Genomic DNA, 19646 nt, shown 5'->3' with positions numbered 1-19646 from the left:
TGACGGGCCGGCCCGGCATGCGCGTCCAGTTGGTGACCATGCCCTGGCATCCGATCGATCTCCCCTCGCTCCAGGTGGGCCTGTTGCACCGGCTGCTGCGGCAGTCCCGCCCGGAGGACGAGGTGCACGAACTGCACGGCTCGTTGCGCTGGGCGGAGTTCCTGCTGGATCGCTCCGGCGGCGCGCTGCGGCCCGGCGACTATGTGTCGGTCGGCAGCGACTCGATCTTCCACGGCCTGGGCGACTGGGTCTTCTCGGGCGTGCTGTACGACGACCCCGACTGGGGCGTGGTCCGACTGCGTGACTACGCGCGACGGCACGGGATCGCCGTCGACACCGCGTTGGCGATGCGGGCGCACGCGGCCGCGTTCGTCGCGGAGTGCGCGACGGAGATGCTGGCCCGGGAACCGGACGTCGTCGGGTTCACCACCACGTTCATGCAGAACGTGCCCTCGCTCGCCCTCGCCCGGGAACTCAAACGCCGCAGGCCGCGGCTCACCGTCGTCTTCGGCGGCAGCAACTGCGACGGCCCCATGGGCCACGCCCTGCACCGCAACCACCGCTTCGTCGACCACGTCGTGCGCGGCGAGGGCGAGTACGCCTTCCCTGCCCTCCTGCACCACCTGGACGAGGGCACACCGCCCGTGCCGGGTCCTGGACCTGATGGCCAAGGGGGTCACCGGTGCCCGCAACGTCCGTACGCTCCGGGAGTGCGAGAACCACTCGCTGACCTGCTCCTGGAACCTGCTGTACGGCTTCCCGGGCGAGACCGCCGACGACTACGCACCGGTCGTCGCCCAACTCCCGGCGCTGGTCCACCTCCAGCCGCCGAGCGGCGCCCACCGCATCCAGCTCGAACGCTTCAGCCCGCACTTCACCGATCCCGGCCTGGGCTTCCGCGAGCGCCGGCCCGCCGAGATGTACCGGCATGTGTACGACCTGCCCGAGCGCGAACTGGCCGATCTGGTCTACCTCTTCGACACCCCGGACGCCGGCATCGACGGCACGGTCGAGGAAGCCCTGCAGCAGGCCGTCGAGGAGTGGATCGTCGGGTATCCGGAGTCGTCGCTGGTGATGGAGGTGGACGATGAGGACGCGGACGGCGTCGTCGTGCGCGACCGGCGCTACGGCCTGCCGCACCGCACCCACCGTTTCGCCGGGTGGCAGGCGGTCGCGCTGCGGCGGCTGGAGGACGGGCGCACTGAGCCGGCCCTCCACCGGCTGCTGGCCGACGACGGACACACGGTCCCGGCGGAGGCGCTGAGCGAGTGGCTCACGCACGCCCTGTCCCTGAGGTTGCTGTTCCAGGACGGCCGGACGTATGTCGCCCTGCCCACCCGCGACCTCCCGGCGGGCAAACACGAGCCGCTCGCGGAGCACGTCGTACCCTCCCCCCGCGGTGACCGGATGACCTCCGGCCTGCCACTCGACGTCACCCACCTCCGGAACGGTCGCCTCGTGGACGTGACCGAACCGCTGCCGCTGGGGGCGGGAGGGCGCGCGACCGCGGTGGCGGTGCGGTTCCTGCGCGAGTGCCAGGGCGTGGGCCTGCGGGTTCGCTGGCGGCCGTCGTACGAGGAACCGGCGTACGACATGACCCTGCTGCGCCATCTGCCACCGCCGGTCGAAAGTCCCGGTGAACGGGGGGAGTTGAGCAGCTGGCGGGCCGGGCATGCCTACGGGATGCTCTATTACCGGCGTGGGCCAGGCTTCGTCACCGTGATGGGCCGCAGGGATCGTGCCGCCTCGGCGCGCTTCACCCTCGATCATGCCGATCTGCTCTCCGCGTTCGAGACCGTGCTGGAGCCCTCGCCCCTGCGTGAGCTGAGCGCCGCGCACCGCGAGGCCGTCGGGCTGCTGGCCGCCGAACGGCTCGCCCTGGTGACCGACGGGTGGGTGGTGGCCCTGCCGCCCCGGATCCGGCGCTGGCCCGTCCCCGCCACGGGGATCTGAACGATGGGCACCGCACCGGTCGACCGGCCGCTGCGCCGGCACCGGCCCTTCCTGCTGCTGTGCGGCGAGCAGATCGCCGGTTCGGTCGGCCGCCAGACGACCACCCTCGCGCTGGCCCTGCTGGCGGTGACCGGACTGGGCGCCGGGCCGCTCGGGGCGGCCGCGCTGCTCGCCCTGACCTATCTGCCCGGCGCCCTGCTGAGTCCCCTGGCCGGGTTGCTCGTGGACCGGATGCCGTTGCGCCGGCTGGTGTTCGTGGCGACCGGGCTCCAGGCGCTCGTCGTCGGCTCGGTCCCGCTCGCCGACGCCCTCGGGCACGTCGGCTGGGTCCACCTCTACGCGGTCGCCGTCCTGTCGGGCACCCTCACCTTCACCCTGTCGGTCGCCCTCCAGGCGGCACTGCCCCGGGTCGTCGCGACGGAGCAGCTGCTGCGCGCCAACTCCGCGCTGACGGCGGCCCGCACGACGGGCCAGGTCGGCGGCCCCGCCCTCGGCGGCGTCCTCGTCGGGCTGCTCGGGGCAGGCCCCGCGTTGCTGGCCGGCAGCGCGGCCTATGCCGTCGAGGCACTGCTGCTGCTCGCCCTGCCCGCCTCCCTCGACTCTCCGGTCGGATCCAGGGGTTCGGGCCGGGAGTCGCCGCTCGCCGCGCTGCGGGCGGGCTTCGCCGTCGTCCGGGCCGAGTGGCAGCTGCGGCGGATGGTCCTGTCGGCCGCCGGGCTCAACCTCGGCAGCGGCGCGGCCACCGCGCTCTTCGTCCTCTACGCGACCGACGACCTGTCGCTGCCCGCCTGGCAGCTGGGCACGGTGTACGCCGTCCACAGCGCGGCCACCATGGTGGGAATCCTCGTCGCGGGCCGGTTCGCGAGGTCGACGGGGCTGTGGGCGGCCACGCGGCTGTGTGCGCCGGCGGCGGGCGTGGCGCTCTTCCTGATCCCGGCGGCGTCCCTGGGGTGGGCCTTCGCGCTGCTGTTCGCGTACCAGGTGTGCTACGGCATCGCCGCCACCGTGTGGGCGATCTCCATGACGACCACGCAGCAGCTGGTGACACCGCAGGAGCTGCAGGGGCGTGTCGCCGGGTTCGTGCAGGCCGCCCTGCTGGTGACGGTGCCGGTCGGGGCGCTGGGCGGCGGGGCGCTGGCCGCTTGGCTGGGCAACGTGCCGGTTCTGGTGGCCTCGGCGGGCTTCGCGCTGCTGTCGGCGGCGACGCTGTGGCTGCCGGGGCGAGCGGCGGAGGCGACGGGAGCGGCGAACGGGGCGCAGGGCGTCGAGGACGGGCCCGAGGCCTCGCCGACCGGTCCCGGCGGTTCGGCGAAAGGCGCAGGTCAAGAGGGACAGGAGCGCCATTGACAGCGCTCGGGCCGGGTCGTACAACTGGGCCGTATGATCGCGTCGCAGCTTCCCCTGTCCGGCATCACGGTGGTCAGCCTCGAACAGGCCGTGGCCGCCCCCTACGCCACCCGGCAGCTCGCCGACCTGGGCGCACGCGTGATCAAGGTGGAGCGGCCCGGAGGCGGGGACTTCGCCCGCCGGTACGACACGACGGTGCACGGCACCTCCAGCTATTTCGTCTGGCTCAACCGATCCAAGGAAAGCGTTTCGCTGGACTTCAAGGACCCCCGGGGCCGTGCGATCCTCGACCGGCTCCTCGACGGCGCCGACGTGTTCGTGCAGAACCTCGCGCCGGGCGCGGCCGACCGACTCGGCCTGGGGGTCGAGGCGCTCGCCGAGCGGTGGCCGCGGCTGATCCCGTGCACGATCTCCGGGTACGGCACGTCCGGGCCGTGGGCCGACCGCAAGGCGTACGACCTGCTGGTGCAGTGCCAGACCGGACTGGTGTCGCTGAACGGCACCCCCGAGGAGACCGCCAGGGTGGGCATCTCCGTGGCCGACATCGCCGCCGGGATGTACGCGTACAGCGGCATCCTCACCTCCCTGTACACCCGCGCCACCACCGGCAGGACCCATCCGGTCGAGGTGTCCCTGTTCGAGGCGCTGGCGGAGTGGATGGGCCAGCCCGCCTACTACACCCGGTACGGCGGCAGCCAGCCCCCGCGGCTGGGCACCCAGCACGCCACCATCGCGCCCTACGGCGCCTTCCCGGCCGCCGACGGCAAGGAGATTCTGTTCTCCATCCAGAACGAGCGTGAGTGGACCGCCCTGTGCGCGGAGTTCCTGGGCCGGCCCGACCTGACCGACGACCCGCGGTTCGCCACGGGCTCGGCGCGGGTGGCGCATCGCGACGAGCTCAACGCCATCGTGGCCGAGCGCTGCGCCCGCTCCGACGCCGAGGAGATCCTCAAGGACCTGGAGTCCATCGCCATCGCCTGCGCCGGGGTCAACGACGTCGCCGCCTTCCTGGACCATCCGGTCCTGGCCGCGCGCGGCCGCTGGCGGGACATCGCCGTACCCGGCGGGGCGATGGTGGAGGCCCTGCTCCCGCCGGCCGACCTCGCCGGCCTGCCCGCGCGCATGGACCCGGTACCGGCGGCGGGCGAGCACACCGAGGCCATCCTCACCGAACTCGGCAGCACGGAGGCCGAGATCGAGGCCCTGCGCGCCGACGCCGTCATCTGACCGACATCTGAACCGACCGAATCCCGGTCGAACCCCGAGCGCCGTCCGTGCGTCACAGTGTCGGGCGGTCCCTGCACCGCCCCGACCCGCTCTTCGCCGTCCGCTCGGGGGGATCCATGCGTACGACCACCTCACGCACCGTCCGGATGCTCACCGCACTGGGCCTGTTCGCCGCCGGATGCGGCGCCGGCGCGGCAGGCGCCGACGAATCCGAGCCGGCTCCGGACACCAGGCCGCGCGCCCTGAAGGTGGCCGGGGCATGGGACGGTTCACCGGCCGCCGAGATCTGGCGCGAGGGCTACTACCCGATGGCCGACCCGGTGCAACTGCCCGAGGACGCCTTCCACAACGACACCGACAAGGAGGCCTACCTCAGCCAGAACTTCGTGCTGCGCGGCGACCTCCCGAAGACCCCGGGGAAGGATGCGAAGGTGACCTGGCAGGACGGTGACTCGCTCACGATGCCGCTGCTGGGGGCGCGGGAGGCGTACGAGCAGCTGGACCGCGACGACTCCCCCGCGCCGCGTCTCACGGTGACCGGGGCGAAGCTGGGCGAGACGACGCTGGCCACCAGCCGTGGCCCGGCCACCGTCCCGGCCTGGCTGTTCACGATCAAGGGCTACGACACCCCGCTCAAGCGGGTCGCCCTCGCCCCGTCGAAGCCGCCCAAGTCGCCCATCGGGCCGGTCGGCCAAGTCAGCCACGATCTGTGGGAACTCAACAAGCTGGTCGAGGTGGCCGCGGACGGCAGGTCCGTCACCGTGCTGGCCCACCACGGGGCGTGCGACGACGGACCCGCCGTGGACGTGCTGGAGACGGACGGCAGTGTGGTCCTGTCCGGCCACATCGTCGGAACCAGCGACGGGATCTGCACGCTCCAGCTGCTGGCCAAGGAGGTGAAGGTCGAACTGGACCGCCCGCTCGGCGACCGGATCCTGCTGGACGCGTTCACGGGCCGTCCGGTGCGGGGCACGGACTGAGTCACTGCTCCTGGAGGACCTTCACATCCCAGGCTCCCAGGAGCACTTCAGCCGGGTACAGGGCGCCCGACAGCACGTCTCGTACGGCCTCGGGCACGGGGACGGTCACCTGCTCCCACGACCAGTTGTGCAGGAAGCGGACCCGGTGACCGTCCCGAGAGCGGGCCGAGGTCGACGTGACGCTCGGGTGGGCCGGGCGCCAGGCGTCGGCGGCCGGGGCCGCCCACTGGAGCAGGGCCCTGGCGAAGGCCGGGTTCGGGACGGTGCCGACGTAGGTGATGCGGCCGGCGCCGTGGCGGTGGGTGGTGGCGGCGGGCCAGCGACCGAAGTGCGGGTGCTCGTAATGCGCCAACTCCTCGGCGCCGCCCTGCGGTTGCAGACCGTCCGCCCAGTGAAGTGCGTGGGCCTCGGGCGGGAGGGCGAGGGCGCCCGTGCCGGTCACGGGGAGCGGGCCGTCCAGGTTGCTGAACTCGTCGTACGTCACGCCGGCCGCCTCGGCGAGGCGCGCGGGCTGGACGTCGGTGCGGGCGCGCGCCTCGTGGTCGCCGTAGGCGGTGCGGGGGCCGAGCACGAGGTGGCCGCCCTGCTCGGCGTAGGCCTTCAGCCGGTCCAGGGCGGCGTCGTCGGCCGCGTAGTAGGCGGGAACGATGAGGACCGACGGCAGTGCGATGTCGGGGAGTTGGCCGGGGTGGAGGATGCGGGACTGGAGGCCGGCGTCGAAGGCGCCCCGGTAGAAGGCGTCGAAGACGGTCTCGTACGACCGCTCGTCCGGGCCGCCGTCGGGCTTGGCCAGGGGTGGCTGCGCCTGGAGCGCCCACTTGCTCGGACCGTCGTAGAGGAAGGCGACGTCGGCGTCCGGGGTGAGGGACGCCACCAGGTCGCCTGCCGACTCCAACTCCTTGCCCAGCGCGGCGAGTTCGCGGTAGACGCGGCCGGGGCGGCCGCTGTGCGGGAGGACGCCGCCCCAGTAGGTCTCGGCGCCGAAGTGCAGGGTGTGCCAGTGCCAGTACTCGATCATCGAGGCGCCGCGTGAGATGAGCGCCCAGGCGGCCTGGCGGTACTGGCCGTCGTAGGCGGGGCGGTTGTTCCACGGGTAGCTGATGGCCTGCGCGTTGGTCTCCGTGACCAGGAACGGCTCCTGGCGGGAGGAGTACATGCGGTCGGCGCTGCGGTAGAGCGCCCAGGTGCCGTTGGTCGTCCAGTCCTGGCCGGCGCGGTTCCGGTCGGGCAGGGCGAGGGCGTCCTGCATCGTGTAGTACGGGTTGCCCGCGGTGACGTCGAGCCGCTCGGTCAGCTTGTCGTCCTCGACGCCCTGGCGGTCGTAGGAGATGCAGGTGGTGACGAACTGGCCGGGGCGGGCGTACTCACGCACGATCTCCGCCTGCCAGGCGATGAACTCGGTGGTGAGCCGGGCCTGGAAGCGCCGCCAGGCCAGGTCGTACTGCGGCTGGACGTTGCCGTCGGGGGTCCAGAGGTCGGCCCAGGTGGACAGCCGGTGCGACCAGTAGACGAGGCCCCACTCGCGGTTGAGGGTCTCGACGTCGCCGTACCGCTCGCGCAGGTCGTCGGTGAAGCGCTGGAACACCCCGTGGTTGTGGAAGAGGTGCAGTCCGGGTTCGTTGTCGACCTGGAAGCCGATCACCGCCGGGTGGCCGGCGTAGCGGCCGACGATCTTGCGGATGATCCGCTCGGCGTGGAAGCGGAACGCCGGGTGGGTGAAGTCGACCTCCTGTCGGGCACCCCAGCCGTGGCGGACGCCGGTGCGGTACTCCCCCGCGATCTCCGGGTACTGCCGGGCCAGCCACGGCGGCACCGCGTACGTCGGCGTCCCGAGGATCACCGTGATGCCCCGCTCGTGGCCGCCGTCCAGCACCGGCTGAAGCCAGTCGAGGTCGAACCGGCCGTTCTCCGGTTCCCAGGTCGACCAGACGGACTCGCCGACCCGGATCACGGTGAAACGGGCCTCGGCCATCAGGTCGAGGTCGTCCTTGAGCCGCTCGTGGGGCTGGTACTCGTGGTAGTAGGCGGCGCCGAACAGGACACGGGGCGGAAGCGCGAACATCCTTCTCCTATACGGTGGTTGAGAGGGCGTCAGCCCTTGACGGCGCCCGTGGACAGGCCTTCGAGGAGCTGTTTGCGCAGCAGGACGAAGAGGGCGACGGCGGGGACGACGGCGAGGACCGCTCCAGCGAGGACGAGGTCGTACTGGCGTTGTTCCGAGACGAACAGGGTCTGCAGGCCGAGCGGCAGGGTGTACTGGGAGCTGTCGGAGACCAGTACCAACGGCCACAGGAAGCTGTTGTAGCTCTGGAGGAATTGCCAGACGGCGAGCGCGCCGAGCGCGGGGCGCAGCAGGGGCAGCACGATGGTCCGGAAGATGCCGAACTCGCCCGCCCCGTCGATGCGGGCGGCCTCCAGCACGGAGTCCGGGATGGACTGCACGATGTACTGCTGCATCATGAAGATCCCGAACGCGGGCGCCACCCACGGCACGATCAGCGCGAACCACGGGCTGCCCAGCCCGGTCTTGACGAGCATCACGAACAGGGGCACGAGGATCACCGCGAACGGGATGGACAGCGAGCTGAACATCACGCCGAACAGCAGTCGTCGGCCGGTGAAGCGGAACTTGGCGAAGCCGTAGCCGGCCAGGGCGCAGACGAAGACGGACACGACGGTGGCGGTCAGGGCGACGACCGTGCTCATCAGGAACCAGCGCCAGAACGGCTGTCCGGAGAACAGGCGCTGGTAGTTGTCGAGGGTGAACGGGTCGGGGATCAGCCTGGGCGGGTAGGCGAAGATGTCGCCGCGCGGCTTGAACGAGCCGCTCAGCGCCCACAGGAGGGGCGCGAGGAAGGCCACCGCCAGCAGGACCAGTACGCCGTACAGCGGCACTCGGGTGCGCATCATGAGGCCCTCCCGATGCCGAGGAGGCGGTTGACGAGTTGGCTCAGCCCGAAGACGACGACGAAGAGCACGACGGCTGCCGCGGCCGCGTAGCCGAACTGCTGGCGCTGGAAGGCCGCCCGGTAGATGAACATCGTGACCGAGAGGGTCGACTCGGCCGGCCCGCCGCCCGTCAGCAGGTACGGCTCCTCGAAGATCTGGGCCGCGCCGATGAAGGACGTCACGACGACGAAGGCGGTCACCGGCTTGAGCGCCGGCAGGGTGACGTTGGTGAAGGTGCGCAGGCGTCCGGCGCCGTCGAGGGAGGCGGATTCGTACAACTCCCTCGGCACGTTCTGGAGTCCGGCGAGGAAGAAGACCGTGAGGTAGCCGGTCCAGCGCCACAGCATCACCAGGGCGATGCTCACCTTGGCCAGGCTCGGATCGCCCAGCCAGTCGACGCCGCCGGTGCCGAACAGGGCGCGCAGCACCGAGTTCGCGAGGCCGAACTGCCGGTCGAAGACCAGGCCGAAGATGAGCGCGACGAGGATCGGGGAGACGACGACGGGCACGAAGTAGGCCGTGCGCCACAGGTCGCGGACGCGCAGGCCTCGGGTGTTGAGGGCCTGGGCGATCAGCAGGGCGAGGGGCACGACGACGCAGACGGCGACGAGGACGAAGACGGCCGTGTTGCCGAGGGCGCGGTGGAAGCTGATGTCGGTGGCGAGGAGCCGGTAGTTGCGCAGGCCCACCCAGTGCGGGGTGCCGAGGCCGACCCATTCGGTGAGGCTCAGCCAGAGCGAGACCACGACGGGGACCAGCATGAACAGGACGTAGAGGAGATAGAAGGGCGAGATGAAGAGGTACGGCGCCCAGGACTGCTTGCGGCGCCGGGCGGTGTCCGTCTCACCCGCGCGGTCACGGGTGGAAGGGTTCTGGCCGGCCAGGGCAGTGGTCATCTGGGTGGGTCCTCCTATCGACCGGCCTGGTCGCCGAAGTCGGCTGCTGTCTGCTTCAGGGCCTGCCGTGGGCTCAGGTCGCCGTGGTAGGCGCGCAGGAGGTTGCCGGCGAGCACGTCGTAGAGGATCGACTGGTCGGGGCTCTGGTGGAACGGGGGTACCTGGGGCAGCAGGTCGCGGTAGAGGGGGAAGAGGCGCTGTCCGCCGCAGAAGTCGTCCCGGGCGGCGCTCAGGCGGGGGTCGTCGTAGACCGAGCGGCGGGTGGGCAGATAGCCGGTCTCGGTGAAGCGGCGGACCTGGCCTTCATGGGTGAGCCAGGTGTTGAACAGGAACTCCTTGGCCGCCCGCGTGTTGGCCTTGTCCTTGATGACGCCGAAGCCCGTGCCGCCCGCGGCGGCCGTGACGGCGCCGCCCCCTGCGAACCGGGGCAGGGCCTTGACCCGCCATTTCCCCTTCTGTTCGGGCACGTTGGGCACGAGGCCGTAGTTCTTGTACCAGATGGCCATGGGCAGTCCGATGACCCGGCCCTGCTTCAGGGCGGTCTGCATGGCGGCGCCATAGTAGTCGGAGACGTCGATGACGAAGCCGCTGCGCAGCCCGTCGCACAGGAAGCGCAGGACCTCCTCGGCCTCCGGTGAGTCCAGGACGAGGTTCTGGTCGGCGTCGAAGAAGGCGCCGCCGCGCTGGTAGAGCAGCATCTGGAAGGACTGGACCACCTGGCCGGCGTCGCTGCCGACCGTGGAGACGACGCACATCGAGGCGCCGTGGTCCTGGTGCACACGGGCGCCGAGTTCGGCGAACTCCTCCCAGGTGACGGCCTCCTTGGGCAGGTCGTACCGCTCGAAGAGGTCGTCGCGGTAGAAGTAGACGACCATCGGCGTGTCCGAGTCGAGGGCGTAGACCCGGCCGTCCTCGCTGAACGGGGCGGTGCGGGCGGGCAGCAGGTCGTCCTTCAGGCCGGGGACGGCGGCGATGTCGTCGGTGAGGTCGTACAGCAGCCGTTCGGCGATGTCGCCGCGCAGCATGCGCGGGAAGCTGCCGATCTCGAAGCCCACCAGGTCGGGTGTGCCGCGCCCGGCGACGGCCTGGGCGAGGAGCTTGGTGACCACGTCGGAGGCTCCGGCGCGGGTGACCTTCAGGTGGTAGCGGAAGTCGGTGAGCCGGTCGGCCTCCGGGGTGCCCTTCTCGAAGAAGGCCTCGTAGCCCGGGTCGTGGGTCCACAGGGCGAGGGTGACGTCGCCGGAGGTGAGGGCGGTGGTGCTGCCGCCTCCGCAGGCGGAGAGTGCGGCGGCTGTGCCCATTCCCAGGGCGCCGCGCAGCAGGGCGCGTCGGTTCGGGCGTGCGGGTGGGTACACACGTGACTCCTCACGTGGTGCGGGTGGGGTCGGTGGAGCGACGGGGGGTGCGGTCAGCGGGGAGACGTCGGACGGCGTACGGGGCCCGTGGAGGCGCGTACGGTCAACTCGGTGGCCGGTTCGGTGGGTTCGGCCGGTAGGGGGCGGCCCTCGATCCGGGCGATCAGGAGGTCCACGGCGCGGTCGGCGACGGCGGTGAAGTTCTGCCGGACGGTGGTCAGGGGCGGGGAGAGGTGGGCCGCGGCGGGGATGTCGTCGTAGCCGATGACGCTGACGTCGTCGGGGACGCCGCGGCCCGCCTCGGTGAAGGCGTGCAGGGCGCCGATCGCCATGTCGTCGTTGGCGGCGAACACGGCGGTGACGTCGGACAGTCGGGCCAGCTGTCGGCCGGCCGTGTATCCCGCGGCCGGACTCCAGTCGCCCTCCGTGGCGAGGGGTGGTTCGGGGGCTTCGGCGGCGGCGAGGGCCTCGCGCCAGCCCCGGAGGCGGTCGCGGGCGGCCCACCAGTTCTGCGGGCCGGGGATGTGCCAGACGGTGCGGTGGCCGAGGGCGAGCAGATGCTCGGTGGCGATCCGGGCGCCCGTGACCCCGTCGGCGCCGACGAACGCGCCCACGCCGTCGGTGAGGTCGACGCCCTCACCGAGACTGACCACGGGTACGTCCGTGCCGAGTCTGAGCGGTGTGCCGTCGTCGATGGGTTCGGACAGCACGATCCCGTCGACGCCCTGCTCCAGCAGCGCCTCGACGGCGACGGACACTCGCTGCCCTTCCAGGGTGCTGGCCAGGGCGAACGAGTATCCCGCCCGCTGCATCGCCCGCTCCAGCGCGATGAGCAGGGTCGACGGCCCGTACAGGGCGGTGCCCAGCGAGACGACGCCGATCCGCCGGTGGCGGCCGAGGAGCAGGGCGCGCGCCGCGTTGTTCGGGCGGTAGTCCAGCTCCCGTATGACCCGCAGCACGCGGTCGCGCACCTCCGGGCTGACATGCGGCTCGCCGTTGACGACCCGTGACACCGTCTTCTGGGAGACGCCGGCGGCACGGGCGACCTCGGTCATCGTCGTCGCCATGGGAACTCCCGGACGGTGGCGGGTCGATCGCCTGTTGACTACGTAGTCGGTGGTGGCGGCAACAGTGCGGCCGCCGCCGTGACTACGTAGTCACGCCAGTGTCGGGAGTCGGCGGCGCCCAGTCAATGGTTCGTGCGCCGCCAATAGTTCGTGCGTCAACGAGTGCGCAGAATCGTCCTGGCCGCCGTGAGGGCCTGTTCCGCATACCCACGGCCGAAGAGGACGGCGTGCACGAGCAGGGGGAAGAGCTGGTGCAGCGCGATGCGGTCGGTCCAGCCGTCGGCGAGCGGGGCCGCCTGCTGGTAGCCGTTCAGGATGTGGTCCAGGTGGGGGCAGCCGAAGAGGTGGAGCATGGCCAGGTCCGTCTCGCGGTGGCCGCCGTGCGCGGCCGGGTCGATCAGCCAGGTGTGCCCGTCGGCGCCCCACAGGACGTTGCCGTTCCACAGGTCGCCGTGCAGTCGGGCGGGCGGCTCGGCGGGGCCCGTCAGTTCGGGGAGCCGTTCACAGGCCTGCTCGAACACGGACGCCTCGGCGCCGCGGACCGTGCCGTCGTCGACCGCGCGACGCAGATACGGCAGCACCCGGTGCTCGGCGTACCAGCGGGGCCAGTCGGGGCCGGTGACGTTGCGCATCGGGGCGAGCCCGATGTACGCGTCCTCGGGACCGCCGGGCGGTGGGGCGCCGAACGCGGGTGCGCCGGCGGCGTGCAGCGCGGCCAGCTCGCGGCCGAACCGCTCCGCCGCGTCGGCGCTGGGCCGGCCGGTCGCCACCCGGTCGGTGACCAGCCGCCGCTCGTCGTGGCCGTGCACGGCGGGGATCCGGACGGCACGGGCCTCGGCCAGCCAGCGCAGCCCGGCCGCCTCGGCCTGTGCGGCGCGGTGGCCGTCTCCGCGTTTGACCATCACCACATGGCCGCCGTCGAGCGTGACTTCGGCGAGCGCCGCGGAGAGGCGGCGCCGGGCGGTCGCCGGCAGGCCGGTGAATCGAGCGGCCGTGGCACCCGGGTCCTCGGAGCTGTTCTGCACGGTGCTCAGGGTACGGGGCCCGGGCCGAGCCGAAGCCACCGTGATCAGCCGCCGGCGGCCGCCTTCGTGATCGCCTCGCGGATCCGGGAGTACGTGCCGCAACGGCAGACGTTCTCGATCCGGTCGATGTCGGCGTCCGTCGGCCGGGGCGTCTTCTTCAGGAGGGCGGCCGTGGCCATGATCTGGCCCGGCTGGCAGAAGCCGCACTGGGCGACGTCGCAGTCGAGCCAGGCCTGTTGCACCGGGTGGAGCCGGTCGCCGTCGGCCAGGCCCTCGATGGTGGTGACCTCGCGGTCGGCGCAGTCGGCGACCGGGACGACGCAGGGCTGGATCTCGTCGCCGTCGAGATGGCTGGTGCAGGCGCGGCAGGCGCCCACCCCGCAGCCGTACTTGGGGCCGGTGACGTTCAGCAGGTCACGCAGCACCCACAGCAGGGGCATGTCGGCGGGCGCCTCGACGGTGACCCGCTTCCCGTTGAGGGTGAAGGAGTAGGAGGGCATCGGTACCTTCTCTTCGGGTGGCTCAGAAGTTCAGCGGGAAGCGGCGCGGCTTGGTGCCGGTCGCCCGGGCGTAGGCGTTGGCCACGGCGCCGGCCGCGGCCGGGACGCCGAGTTCACCGGCTCCGCCGGGATCGCGCCGGGAGGGCAGGATGTGCGCCTCGAAGTGCAGCGGGGCGTGCCGCTGGCGGGCGTAGTGGAAGTCGGCGAAGCTGCTCTCGCGGACGGCGCCCCGGTCGATGTGCAGGCCGGCGCGCAGGATCGTGGAGATCCCGTCGACGGCGGTGCCCATGAGCTGGGCCTCGAGCCCCAGCGGGTTGACGGCCGTTCCGACGTCGGCCGCCATCACCACCTTGGTCACCCGAGGGTTCTTCGGATCGACGGCGTCGATCTCGACCAGGCAGGCGACGCAGGAGTCGTACTCCTCGTGGACGGCGACCCCCTGGGCGTGGCCCGGTGGCATGGTCCGGCCCCAGTCCCCGGCGCTCGCGACCTTGTCCAGTACGGCCTTCACGGTCTTGCTCCGCAGTGTCGTACGGCGGAAGGCGACCGGGTCCTTGCCGAGGCTGCGGGCGGCCTCGTCGACGACGATCTCCTCGGCGGTGCGCACCGTGCCGGAGTCGACCGAACGCCAGGCGCCGAGGGGGATCGCCAGGCCGACCGAGCCCGAGTCGCCGGAGAGGCGGCCGAAGTTGTAGAGACCGCTGTCGCTGGGGAGCGGGGCCGCCGCGGGGGCGCGTACGGCGGAACGCGTGCCTCCTTGCGTGGACAGGCCCTGCTCCTCGGAGGACTCGCTGACCGAGGCCATCGCGTGGGCGAAGGCGACGACCCGGCCCCGGTCGTGGCTGGCCCGGATCCGGTGCTGGGACGCCGGGCGCATCCGGCCGTGCCGGATGTCGTCGGTCCGGCTCCACATCAGCTTCACCGGCCGGCGCGCCTTCTCGGAGATCAGGGCCGCCTCGATCGCGGCGTCGTGGTTCAGGCGCCGCCCGAACGAGCCGCCGCCGCGCACCACATGGACCCGCACCTTCGACACCGGCAGGCCGACCGCCGAGGCGATGTCCTCGCGTGCGGTCGTCGGGGTCTGGGAGGAGAACCAGATCTCGGCCCGCCCGGAGCGTACGTCCGCCACGGCGGTGAGCACCTCCATGGGCGCGTGGCTGACGAAGGCGAACTCGAACTCGGCCTCGGTCTGCGCCGATCCGCGCGGCGGGGTCCCCAGCTTCGGGACGGCGGCGCGCAGCCGGGAGCGGATCTCGGCGTCGGAGAGGTGCGCCAGCGGACCCGGCGCCCACTTGATCCGGAGCGCGTCCCGAGCCTGGAAAGCGTGGTGGAAGGTCTCCGCGACCACGGCGACACCGCCGTCGATCCGCACGACCGCGTGGACACCGGGCAGGGCGCGGGCCGCCCGGGAGTCCAGCGAGAGGACCTTCCCGCCGAGCGTCGGCGGGCGGGCCACGACCGTCGGCTTGGCTCCGGCCACCGTGAGGTCTCCGGTGTACTTCGCCTTGCCGGTGATGATGTCGCGGGCGTCGATCCGGTTCGTGGGCCGCCCGATTACCCGGTGCTTGGAGGCGGGCTTGGGCGCGGTCGACACCGTCGGACGCGTGATCCGGGCGGCGCTCCTGGTCAGCGATCCGAAGGTGGCCGAGCGCCCGTCGGGCGCGAAGACCCTGGTGCCCCGGGTACGCAGGGTCCGCGCGGGGACGTGCCAGCGGCGGGCGGCCGCCGTCACCAGCTTGGCACGGGCGGTGGCGGCCAGTTGCCGGGCCGGTCCGTACAGCGAACTGACGGAGCTGGAGCCGCCGGTGAACTGGTTGCCTTCACTGCGGGCGTCCGCGAGCGGGATGTCGACGTCGGCGAGCCGGGCGTCCAGCTCCTCGGCGATCATCATCGCGACGGCGGTGGTGACACCTTGGCCGACCTCGACGCGTGGCAGCCGTACCACGACCTTGTTGGCCTGGGTGACCTCCAGGACCAGCATCTCCGCGTCGGTGCCGGTGACCAGGACGTCGGACGACCGGCGGTCGCCGTCCGCGGTTTCCTCGGCGCCCTGCGCGGTCGAGCCGTCGCAGCCGAGGGGCGCCGCGACGGTCAGGGTGGTCGCCGCGAGCGAGTACACCACGAACTGTCGACGGGACAACTGACGGGCCAACAGGCACTCCTCTCCGCGAACCCGGATCGGGGGCCCGGGTCGGTTCGACCTGTATGAGGGGCCGGTGCCCGCCGGGGTTGCGCCGGTTGGCCGCTGCATCGATCCACGGCGCGAGCCGCCTACGACGCGATCGGCTCAGGACTCGGTCGCTCAGGACTCGGGCCGCTCAGCACTCGGGCCGCTCAGGACTCGAGCTGCCCGAGGTCGGTGCCCCACTCCAGCTGTCGTATGAGTTCGTCGTCGCCCGGCCGTTCCGCACTCGCGCCGCGAGGGCCCGGGGCGGGGCCGGACGGAGTGTGGGTGCCGCGGGAGATGTTGCCGCTGACGGTGATGTTGTGTTCCACGCGGGGGCGGCGGAGCCTCTCGTAGAGGGCGAGCGCGGCCTCCGTGTCCGGCGCGTCCCTGAGGGACTTGGCGAGGACGACGGCATCCTCCAGCGCCATCGAGGCGCCCTGCCCGGTGGCCGGGGACGCCGCGTGGGCCGCGTCGCCGATGACCAGGGTCCGGCCGGAGCGCCAGGGCGTCCCGGTGGGCAGTTCGGTGGCGTTGGTGACCATGAGGCGGTCGGGAGTGGCCGCGACGAGGTCCGCGGCCGGGGTGGTGTCCTTGCGCAGCAACGGCAGCAGCAGGTCCCGCCAACGGGCGGGGGTGTCCTCGGCCAGGGCGTCGGCGGCCAGGGGCGCGTCGGTGACGCGCGCGAACCAGTACGTCTCGCCCTCCGGCGACACCGCGTAGCCGAAGACGACGGAGCTGCCGCGCACCATGGTGATGGTCTCGGGCAGGCCGGCTCCGGGCGCTTCGCCGGTGCAGCCGTAGAAGACGTGCTGCCCGGAATAACTCGGGCGCAGGTCGGGGGATATGAGCCGGCGGACGGTGGAGTTCAGACCGTCGGCACCAATGAGCAGATCGCCGGTCGCCGTGGTGCCGTCGGCGAAGTGGGCGGTGACGGCGTCCGGACCGTTCTCGACCGACACGAGGCGGGTGCCGTGGTGAATGCCGATGCCCCGGCGGGTGACTTCGGCCTGCAGAGCGGCGTTCAGGTCGCCGCGCCGGAGGCACCGGTACCGCAGATGCGGGGTACCGGCCTCGCCGAGCGGCACCTGGGCCATCTCGGCCCCCGTGTCGTCCAGGACTCGCATCGAGGTCAGCGGGAAGCCGATCGCCGTGACCGCGGCGGAGGCGTCCACCTGCGCCAGGGCGCGCATGCCGTTGCTCGCGAGCGTCAGGAACGCGCCGATGTCCTCGGCGGAGTCGGGGTGCGCCTCGTGCACGGTGACATCGAATCCGGCCTTGTGCAGCGCGAGAGCCGCTCCGGCACCGGCGATCCCTCCGCCAATGACGATCGACCGCGTCACATCGCCCCCCCCGGTACGCGCGCGGCCCCCGTCAGCAGCAGCCGTCCTCCGTGGAACGTCCCGGGTCCGGTACGGGTTCCCGAGCGGGCCGCCGATCGTTGTACAGCCCGGACCGACGAACTCCGGAACAGTGCAACCATTCCGCCGACCCGAATGTCTTGCCTAATATCAGACACACACCCTTCTAGGGGATGAAATGGGACTAAACAAAACCGCATGGGCGACGACAGCCGCGCTCATGGTCGCCGCGTTGAGCGTGGCGGCGGTCCCGGCCGATGCCACCGCGACCAGCACCACGACCACCACCACGCAGACCACGGCCTGCCCCACCGGCTGGGGCAGCGTGGCGAAGACCCGCTCCGCCGCCACGACGAAGTCGCTGACCGACGTCAGGACGGGCCGGCACGCCTGCTTCGACCGCATGGTCGTCGACGTTCCCGGCGCCGGCACCGGCCTCGGCTATTCCGTCAGGTACGTCAGCCGCCTCTACCAGGACGGTTCGGGTCACTACATCCCCGTCGGCGGCGGAGCCGTCCTCGAGGTACGGGTGGCCGCCCCCGCCTACGACCCCGACACCGGGACGCCCACGTATCCCGTGCGGGCGGGTCAGCGCCTGAAGGGCGTGAACCTCACGGGATACCGCACCTTCCGGGACGGACGGTTCGTCGGCAGCTTCGAAGGGGACACGCAGATCGGGCTCGGTGTCCGGGCACGGCTGCCGTTCCGGGTGTGGGTGGCGACCGACCGGGTCGTGATCGACGTGGCACACAACTGGACCGGGGCACGCTGAGGCCGGGCCCACAGGGCCTCGGGACGGTCAGGGCCTGGGGGTGATCAGGGCCTCGGGACGGTCAGGGCCTGGGGGTGATCAGGGCCTCAGGGTGATCAGGGCCTGGGAAAGCTCTGGCCTCGGGGAGATTCAGGGCTTCGGGGTGATCAGCGCATCCCGGCCCTGATACTCCCGCAGCTTCCGGTAGAGGGTGGCCCGGGCGATCCCCAACGCCGCCGCGGTGCGCGCCTTGTTGCCGCCGTGGCGGCGCAGCGCCTCCAGGATGGCGGCCCGTTCGGCGAGTTCCATCGGGCTGAGGTTCCGTCCCGCGGGTCCCTCGCGGACGGGGTCCGGCAGTTCGCTGCGCCGCACCGGCCCGCGGACCCTCCGTTGACTCGCCACCGCCCGTACGAGGTGCGCGAGTTCGGTGACGTTCCCGGGCCAGGGATGCCGCTCCAGCGCCCGCAGGGCGTCCAGCGTCCAGGTCAGCGGCGGGCTGCCGGGGACCGGCCCGGGCGCGAGGACGGGGAGCAACTCCCTGATGTCCTCGGGGCGTTCGCGCAGCGCGGGCAGGGCCACCGAGCGGGCGGCGAGGGTGTCGAGGAGGCGCTGAAGGCAGGGGCCCGGCGGGGTTCCGGGCGTGTAGGTGACGACCAGGAGCGCTTCCGGGCGCTCGTCCAGGAGGGAGTTGAGGGCGGCGACGTCCGGCTGGGCCAGCCGTTCGGCGTGGCGCAGCAGCAGGGGGCGGTCACCGGTCGACTCGTCCCGTTTGAGTCCGAGCTCGGGTGATTCGGCTGCGTCCACCACCAAGGGGGCCATGCCGTCGAGGAGTTCGAGGGCGAGCGTGGTCTTGCCCGTTCCGCGCTCGCCCACCACGAGCAGGGGTCCCGCGGTCCGGACCGACGCCGTCGCCTGCGCGACCGCGTGCCGCCACGGCACCGAGCTTCCCACCAGCGCACTCGCCGCACGCTGCTTCGCCGGCACCGACACCGGCTCCACGGGCCGCGGTTCGAGCACGGCGACCAGACCCACGGCCCGCCCCTCGTGCCGTACCGGAGTGATCTCGACGGTGCACCCGGCATTCTCGGGAAGAGAGATGCCGTACGACTCACCGCTCCCGCTCCCGCTCCCGCTGCCTCTCCCGTCACCGTTACCGCTCCCGCTTTCACCCCCGTTCCCGCTCCCCGTCCCCCTCTCCCCCGCCCGCGCGCCCCGTTCCAGCGCCTCCAGTACCTGCGGCGAGGCAAGGTATGCCGCCGCCTCGCTGATCAGGCGGTTGCGGCCGTCCAGCGCGACGACGGCCCGCTCGCGGCCCCGCGCGGCACGCTCGTATGCGTCGACCAGGGCCCGTTGCGCGGTACGCGCGCGTGCCCGCAGTTCCGCTTCCACGGCCGTCGCGGCCGCCTCGGCGAGGGCGGCGCCGGGGTGCGGGCGGCAGCCGGGGCGCAGGCCGGAGGCGATCGTCACCGTGCCGAGCACGTGTCCCGTCTCCGGGGAGAGCAGCGGCACGCTGACCGCGGAGACGTCCTGCCATACGTCGAGGAAGTGCTCGGGGCCGTGTACCTCCGCCCGGCGCCGGGTGCGCAGGGCGAGGGCGGCGCTGTTGTGGCCGACCTCCCGCTCGGACAGGTCGCGGCACGTGTCGTCGCCGGGCGCGCTGCCGGTCGACCAGAGCACCCGCAGCCGCTCGTCGGTGAGCACGAGGGCGGACCGTCCGGTGTCGAGGGCCGGGGCGATACGGGTGAGTACCGGACGCGCCGCCTCCAGCAGGGGCGTGTCGACCGGGTCGGCCAACTCCCGCACCGGGCCGTCGAGATCGGGCCGTACGCCGAAGAACCGGGCACGTCGCCAGGCCGCGACGACCTCCTCCGGTACGCCGTCCGGGAGCGGGCGCCCCGTCAGAAACCGTTCGCGGGCGTGGCGGAGCGGGGCGAGGGCAGGAGGTTGTTCGGTGGTGGTCATGGCGCTGTTCACCGTAGCGGGGGCGGTACGCCCGGGGCGACGGCGGGCTGTCTCGTATTGAGACACCCACGACCGGCCGCACCGCTCCATGATCTTGAAAGGCCGGAGT

The 19646-nt window shown here is 72.4% G+C and carries 15 protein-coding genes and 1 pseudogene; 6 read left to right on the top strand and 10 right to left on the bottom strand.

Annotated features, from left to right (window positions below; all coding sequences use genetic code 11):
- Positions 1-17: 17 nt before the first annotated feature.
- The 5 genes and pseudogenes from ABIE67_RS42400 to ABIE67_RS42380 all read left to right on the top strand — a co-directional run.
- Positions 18-557, top strand: a pseudogene (locus ABIE67_RS42400) (RiPP maturation radical SAM protein 1); the annotation flags it as partial.
- Positions 558-663: 106 nt separating this feature from the next.
- Positions 664-1953, top strand: coding sequence for a DUF5825 family protein (locus tag ABIE67_RS42395; RefSeq protein WP_370266899.1), 1290 nt, complete (start codon positions 664-666; stop codon positions 1951-1953).
- Positions 1954-1956: 3 nt separating this feature from the next.
- The gene (locus ABIE67_RS42390; RefSeq protein ID WP_370266897.1) at positions 1957-3300 is read left to right on the top strand and encodes an MFS transporter; all 1344 of its coding nucleotides are present in this window, start codon (positions 1957-1959) and stop codon (positions 3298-3300) included.
- A 33-nt stretch (positions 3301-3333) separates the two neighbouring features.
- On the top strand, positions 3334-4527 hold the full coding sequence (locus ABIE67_RS42385) for a CaiB/BaiF CoA transferase family protein (RefSeq protein ID WP_370266896.1): 1194 nt from the start codon (positions 3334-3336) through the stop codon (positions 4525-4527).
- A gap of 116 nt (positions 4528-4643) precedes the next feature.
- A complete protein-coding gene (locus ABIE67_RS42380) occupies positions 4644-5507 on the top strand; it encodes a hypothetical protein (RefSeq protein WP_370266895.1) in 864 nt (287 codons plus the stop codon).
- Position 5508: 1 nt separating this feature from the next.
- Here the strand turns inward: ABIE67_RS42380 and ABIE67_RS42375 are convergent, their stop codons facing one another.
- The 9 genes from ABIE67_RS42375 to ABIE67_RS42335 form a co-directional block, all read right to left on the bottom strand.
- Complete coding sequence (locus ABIE67_RS42375) at positions 5509-7569, bottom strand: beta-galactosidase (protein WP_370266894.1); 2061 nt, start codon at positions 7567-7569, stop codon at positions 5509-5511.
- Positions 7570-7598: 29 nt separating this feature from the next.
- Positions 7599-8417 carry a carbohydrate ABC transporter permease gene (locus ABIE67_RS42370; RefSeq protein ID WP_370266893.1) on the bottom strand — a complete coding sequence of 273 codons (819 nt, stop codon included), beginning with the start codon at positions 8415-8417 and terminating at the stop codon, positions 7599-7601.
- On the bottom strand, positions 8414-9352 hold the full coding sequence (locus ABIE67_RS42365; protein ID WP_370266892.1) for a carbohydrate ABC transporter permease: 939 nt from the start codon (positions 9350-9352) through the stop codon (positions 8414-8416). The genes ABIE67_RS42370 and ABIE67_RS42365 overlap by 4 nt, the downstream gene beginning before the upstream one ends.
- A 14-nt stretch (positions 9353-9366) precedes the next feature.
- Positions 9367-10707, bottom strand: a complete 1341-nt coding sequence (locus ABIE67_RS42360; protein ID WP_370266891.1) for an ABC transporter substrate-binding protein — start codon at positions 10705-10707, stop codon at positions 9367-9369.
- 53 nt (positions 10708-10760) lie between these two features.
- Entirely contained in the window at positions 10761-11774 is a 1014-nt protein-coding gene (locus ABIE67_RS42355; protein WP_370266889.1) for a LacI family DNA-binding transcriptional regulator, read from the bottom strand.
- A 155-nt stretch (positions 11775-11929) separates the two neighbouring features.
- Complete coding sequence (locus ABIE67_RS42350) at positions 11930-12799, bottom strand: fructosamine kinase family protein (protein ID WP_370266888.1); 870 nt, start codon at positions 12797-12799, stop codon at positions 11930-11932.
- A 44-nt stretch (positions 12800-12843) separates the two neighbouring features.
- A complete protein-coding gene (locus tag ABIE67_RS42345; protein ID WP_370266887.1) occupies positions 12844-13299 on the bottom strand; it encodes a (2Fe-2S)-binding protein in 456 nt (151 codons plus the stop codon).
- A 22-nt stretch (positions 13300-13321) separates the two neighbouring features.
- Entirely contained in the window at positions 13322-15421 is a 2100-nt protein-coding gene (locus ABIE67_RS42340; RefSeq protein ID WP_370269473.1) for a molybdopterin cofactor-binding domain-containing protein, read from the bottom strand.
- 212 nt (positions 15422-15633) lie between these two features.
- Positions 15634-16806: an FAD-dependent oxidoreductase gene (locus ABIE67_RS42335; RefSeq protein ID WP_370266886.1), complete on the bottom strand. Its 1173-nt coding sequence runs from the start codon at positions 16804-16806 to the stop codon at positions 15634-15636.
- A gap of 196 nt (positions 16807-17002) precedes the next feature.
- Here ABIE67_RS42335 and ABIE67_RS42330 point away from each other — a divergent pair, with 196 nt between their 5' ends.
- On the top strand, positions 17003-17596 hold the full coding sequence (locus tag ABIE67_RS42330) for a hypothetical protein (protein ID WP_370266885.1): 594 nt from the start codon (positions 17003-17005) through the stop codon (positions 17594-17596).
- Between the two features lie 129 nt (positions 17597-17725).
- On the opposite strand, the gene ABIE67_RS42325 is transcribed toward ABIE67_RS42330, so the two are convergent.
- Entirely contained in the window at positions 17726-19537 is a 1812-nt protein-coding gene (locus ABIE67_RS42325) for a helix-turn-helix domain-containing protein (RefSeq protein WP_370266884.1), read from the bottom strand.
- Positions 19538-19646 lie beyond the last annotated feature (109 nt).

It is taken from the genome of Streptomyces sp. V4I8, assembly GCF_041261225.1.
Classification (GTDB): Bacteria; Actinomycetota; Actinomycetes; order Streptomycetales; family Streptomycetaceae; genus Streptomyces.
This window is presented reverse-complemented; position numbering and strand designations above follow the sequence as displayed.

Coding starts and splice junctions, on each gene's coding strand:
- ABIE67_RS42365 (WP_370266892.1), bottom strand. CDS start 9,352: ATGACCACTGCCCTGGCCGGCCAGAACCCTTCCACCCGTGACCGCGCG.
- ABIE67_RS42330 (WP_370266885.1), top strand. CDS start 17,003: ATGGGACTAAACAAAACCGCATGGGCGACGACAGCCGCGCTCATGGTC.
- ABIE67_RS42380 (WP_370266895.1), top strand. CDS start 4,644: ATGCGTACGACCACCTCACGCACCGTCCGGATGCTCACCGCACTGGGC.
- ABIE67_RS42355 (WP_370266889.1), bottom strand. CDS start 11,774: ATGGCGACGACGATGACCGAGGTCGCCCGTGCCGCCGGCGTCTCCCAG.
- ABIE67_RS42375 (WP_370266894.1), bottom strand. CDS start 7,569: ATGTTCGCGCTTCCGCCCCGTGTCCTGTTCGGCGCCGCCTACTACCAC.
- ABIE67_RS42370 (WP_370266893.1), bottom strand. CDS start 8,417: ATGATGCGCACCCGAGTGCCGCTGTACGGCGTACTGGTCCTGCTGGCG.
- ABIE67_RS42345 (WP_370266887.1), bottom strand. CDS start 13,299: ATGCCCTCCTACTCCTTCACCCTCAACGGGAAGCGGGTCACCGTCGAG.
- ABIE67_RS42385 (WP_370266896.1), top strand. CDS start 3,334: ATGATCGCGTCGCAGCTTCCCCTGTCCGGCATCACGGTGGTCAGCCTC.
- ABIE67_RS42325 (WP_370266884.1), bottom strand. CDS start 19,537: ATGACCACCACCGAACAACCTCCTGCCCTCGCCCCGCTCCGCCACGCC.
- ABIE67_RS42395 (WP_370266899.1), top strand. CDS start 664: ATGGCCAAGGGGGTCACCGGTGCCCGCAACGTCCGTACGCTCCGGGAG.
- ABIE67_RS42390 (WP_370266897.1), top strand. CDS start 1,957: ATGGGCACCGCACCGGTCGACCGGCCGCTGCGCCGGCACCGGCCCTTC.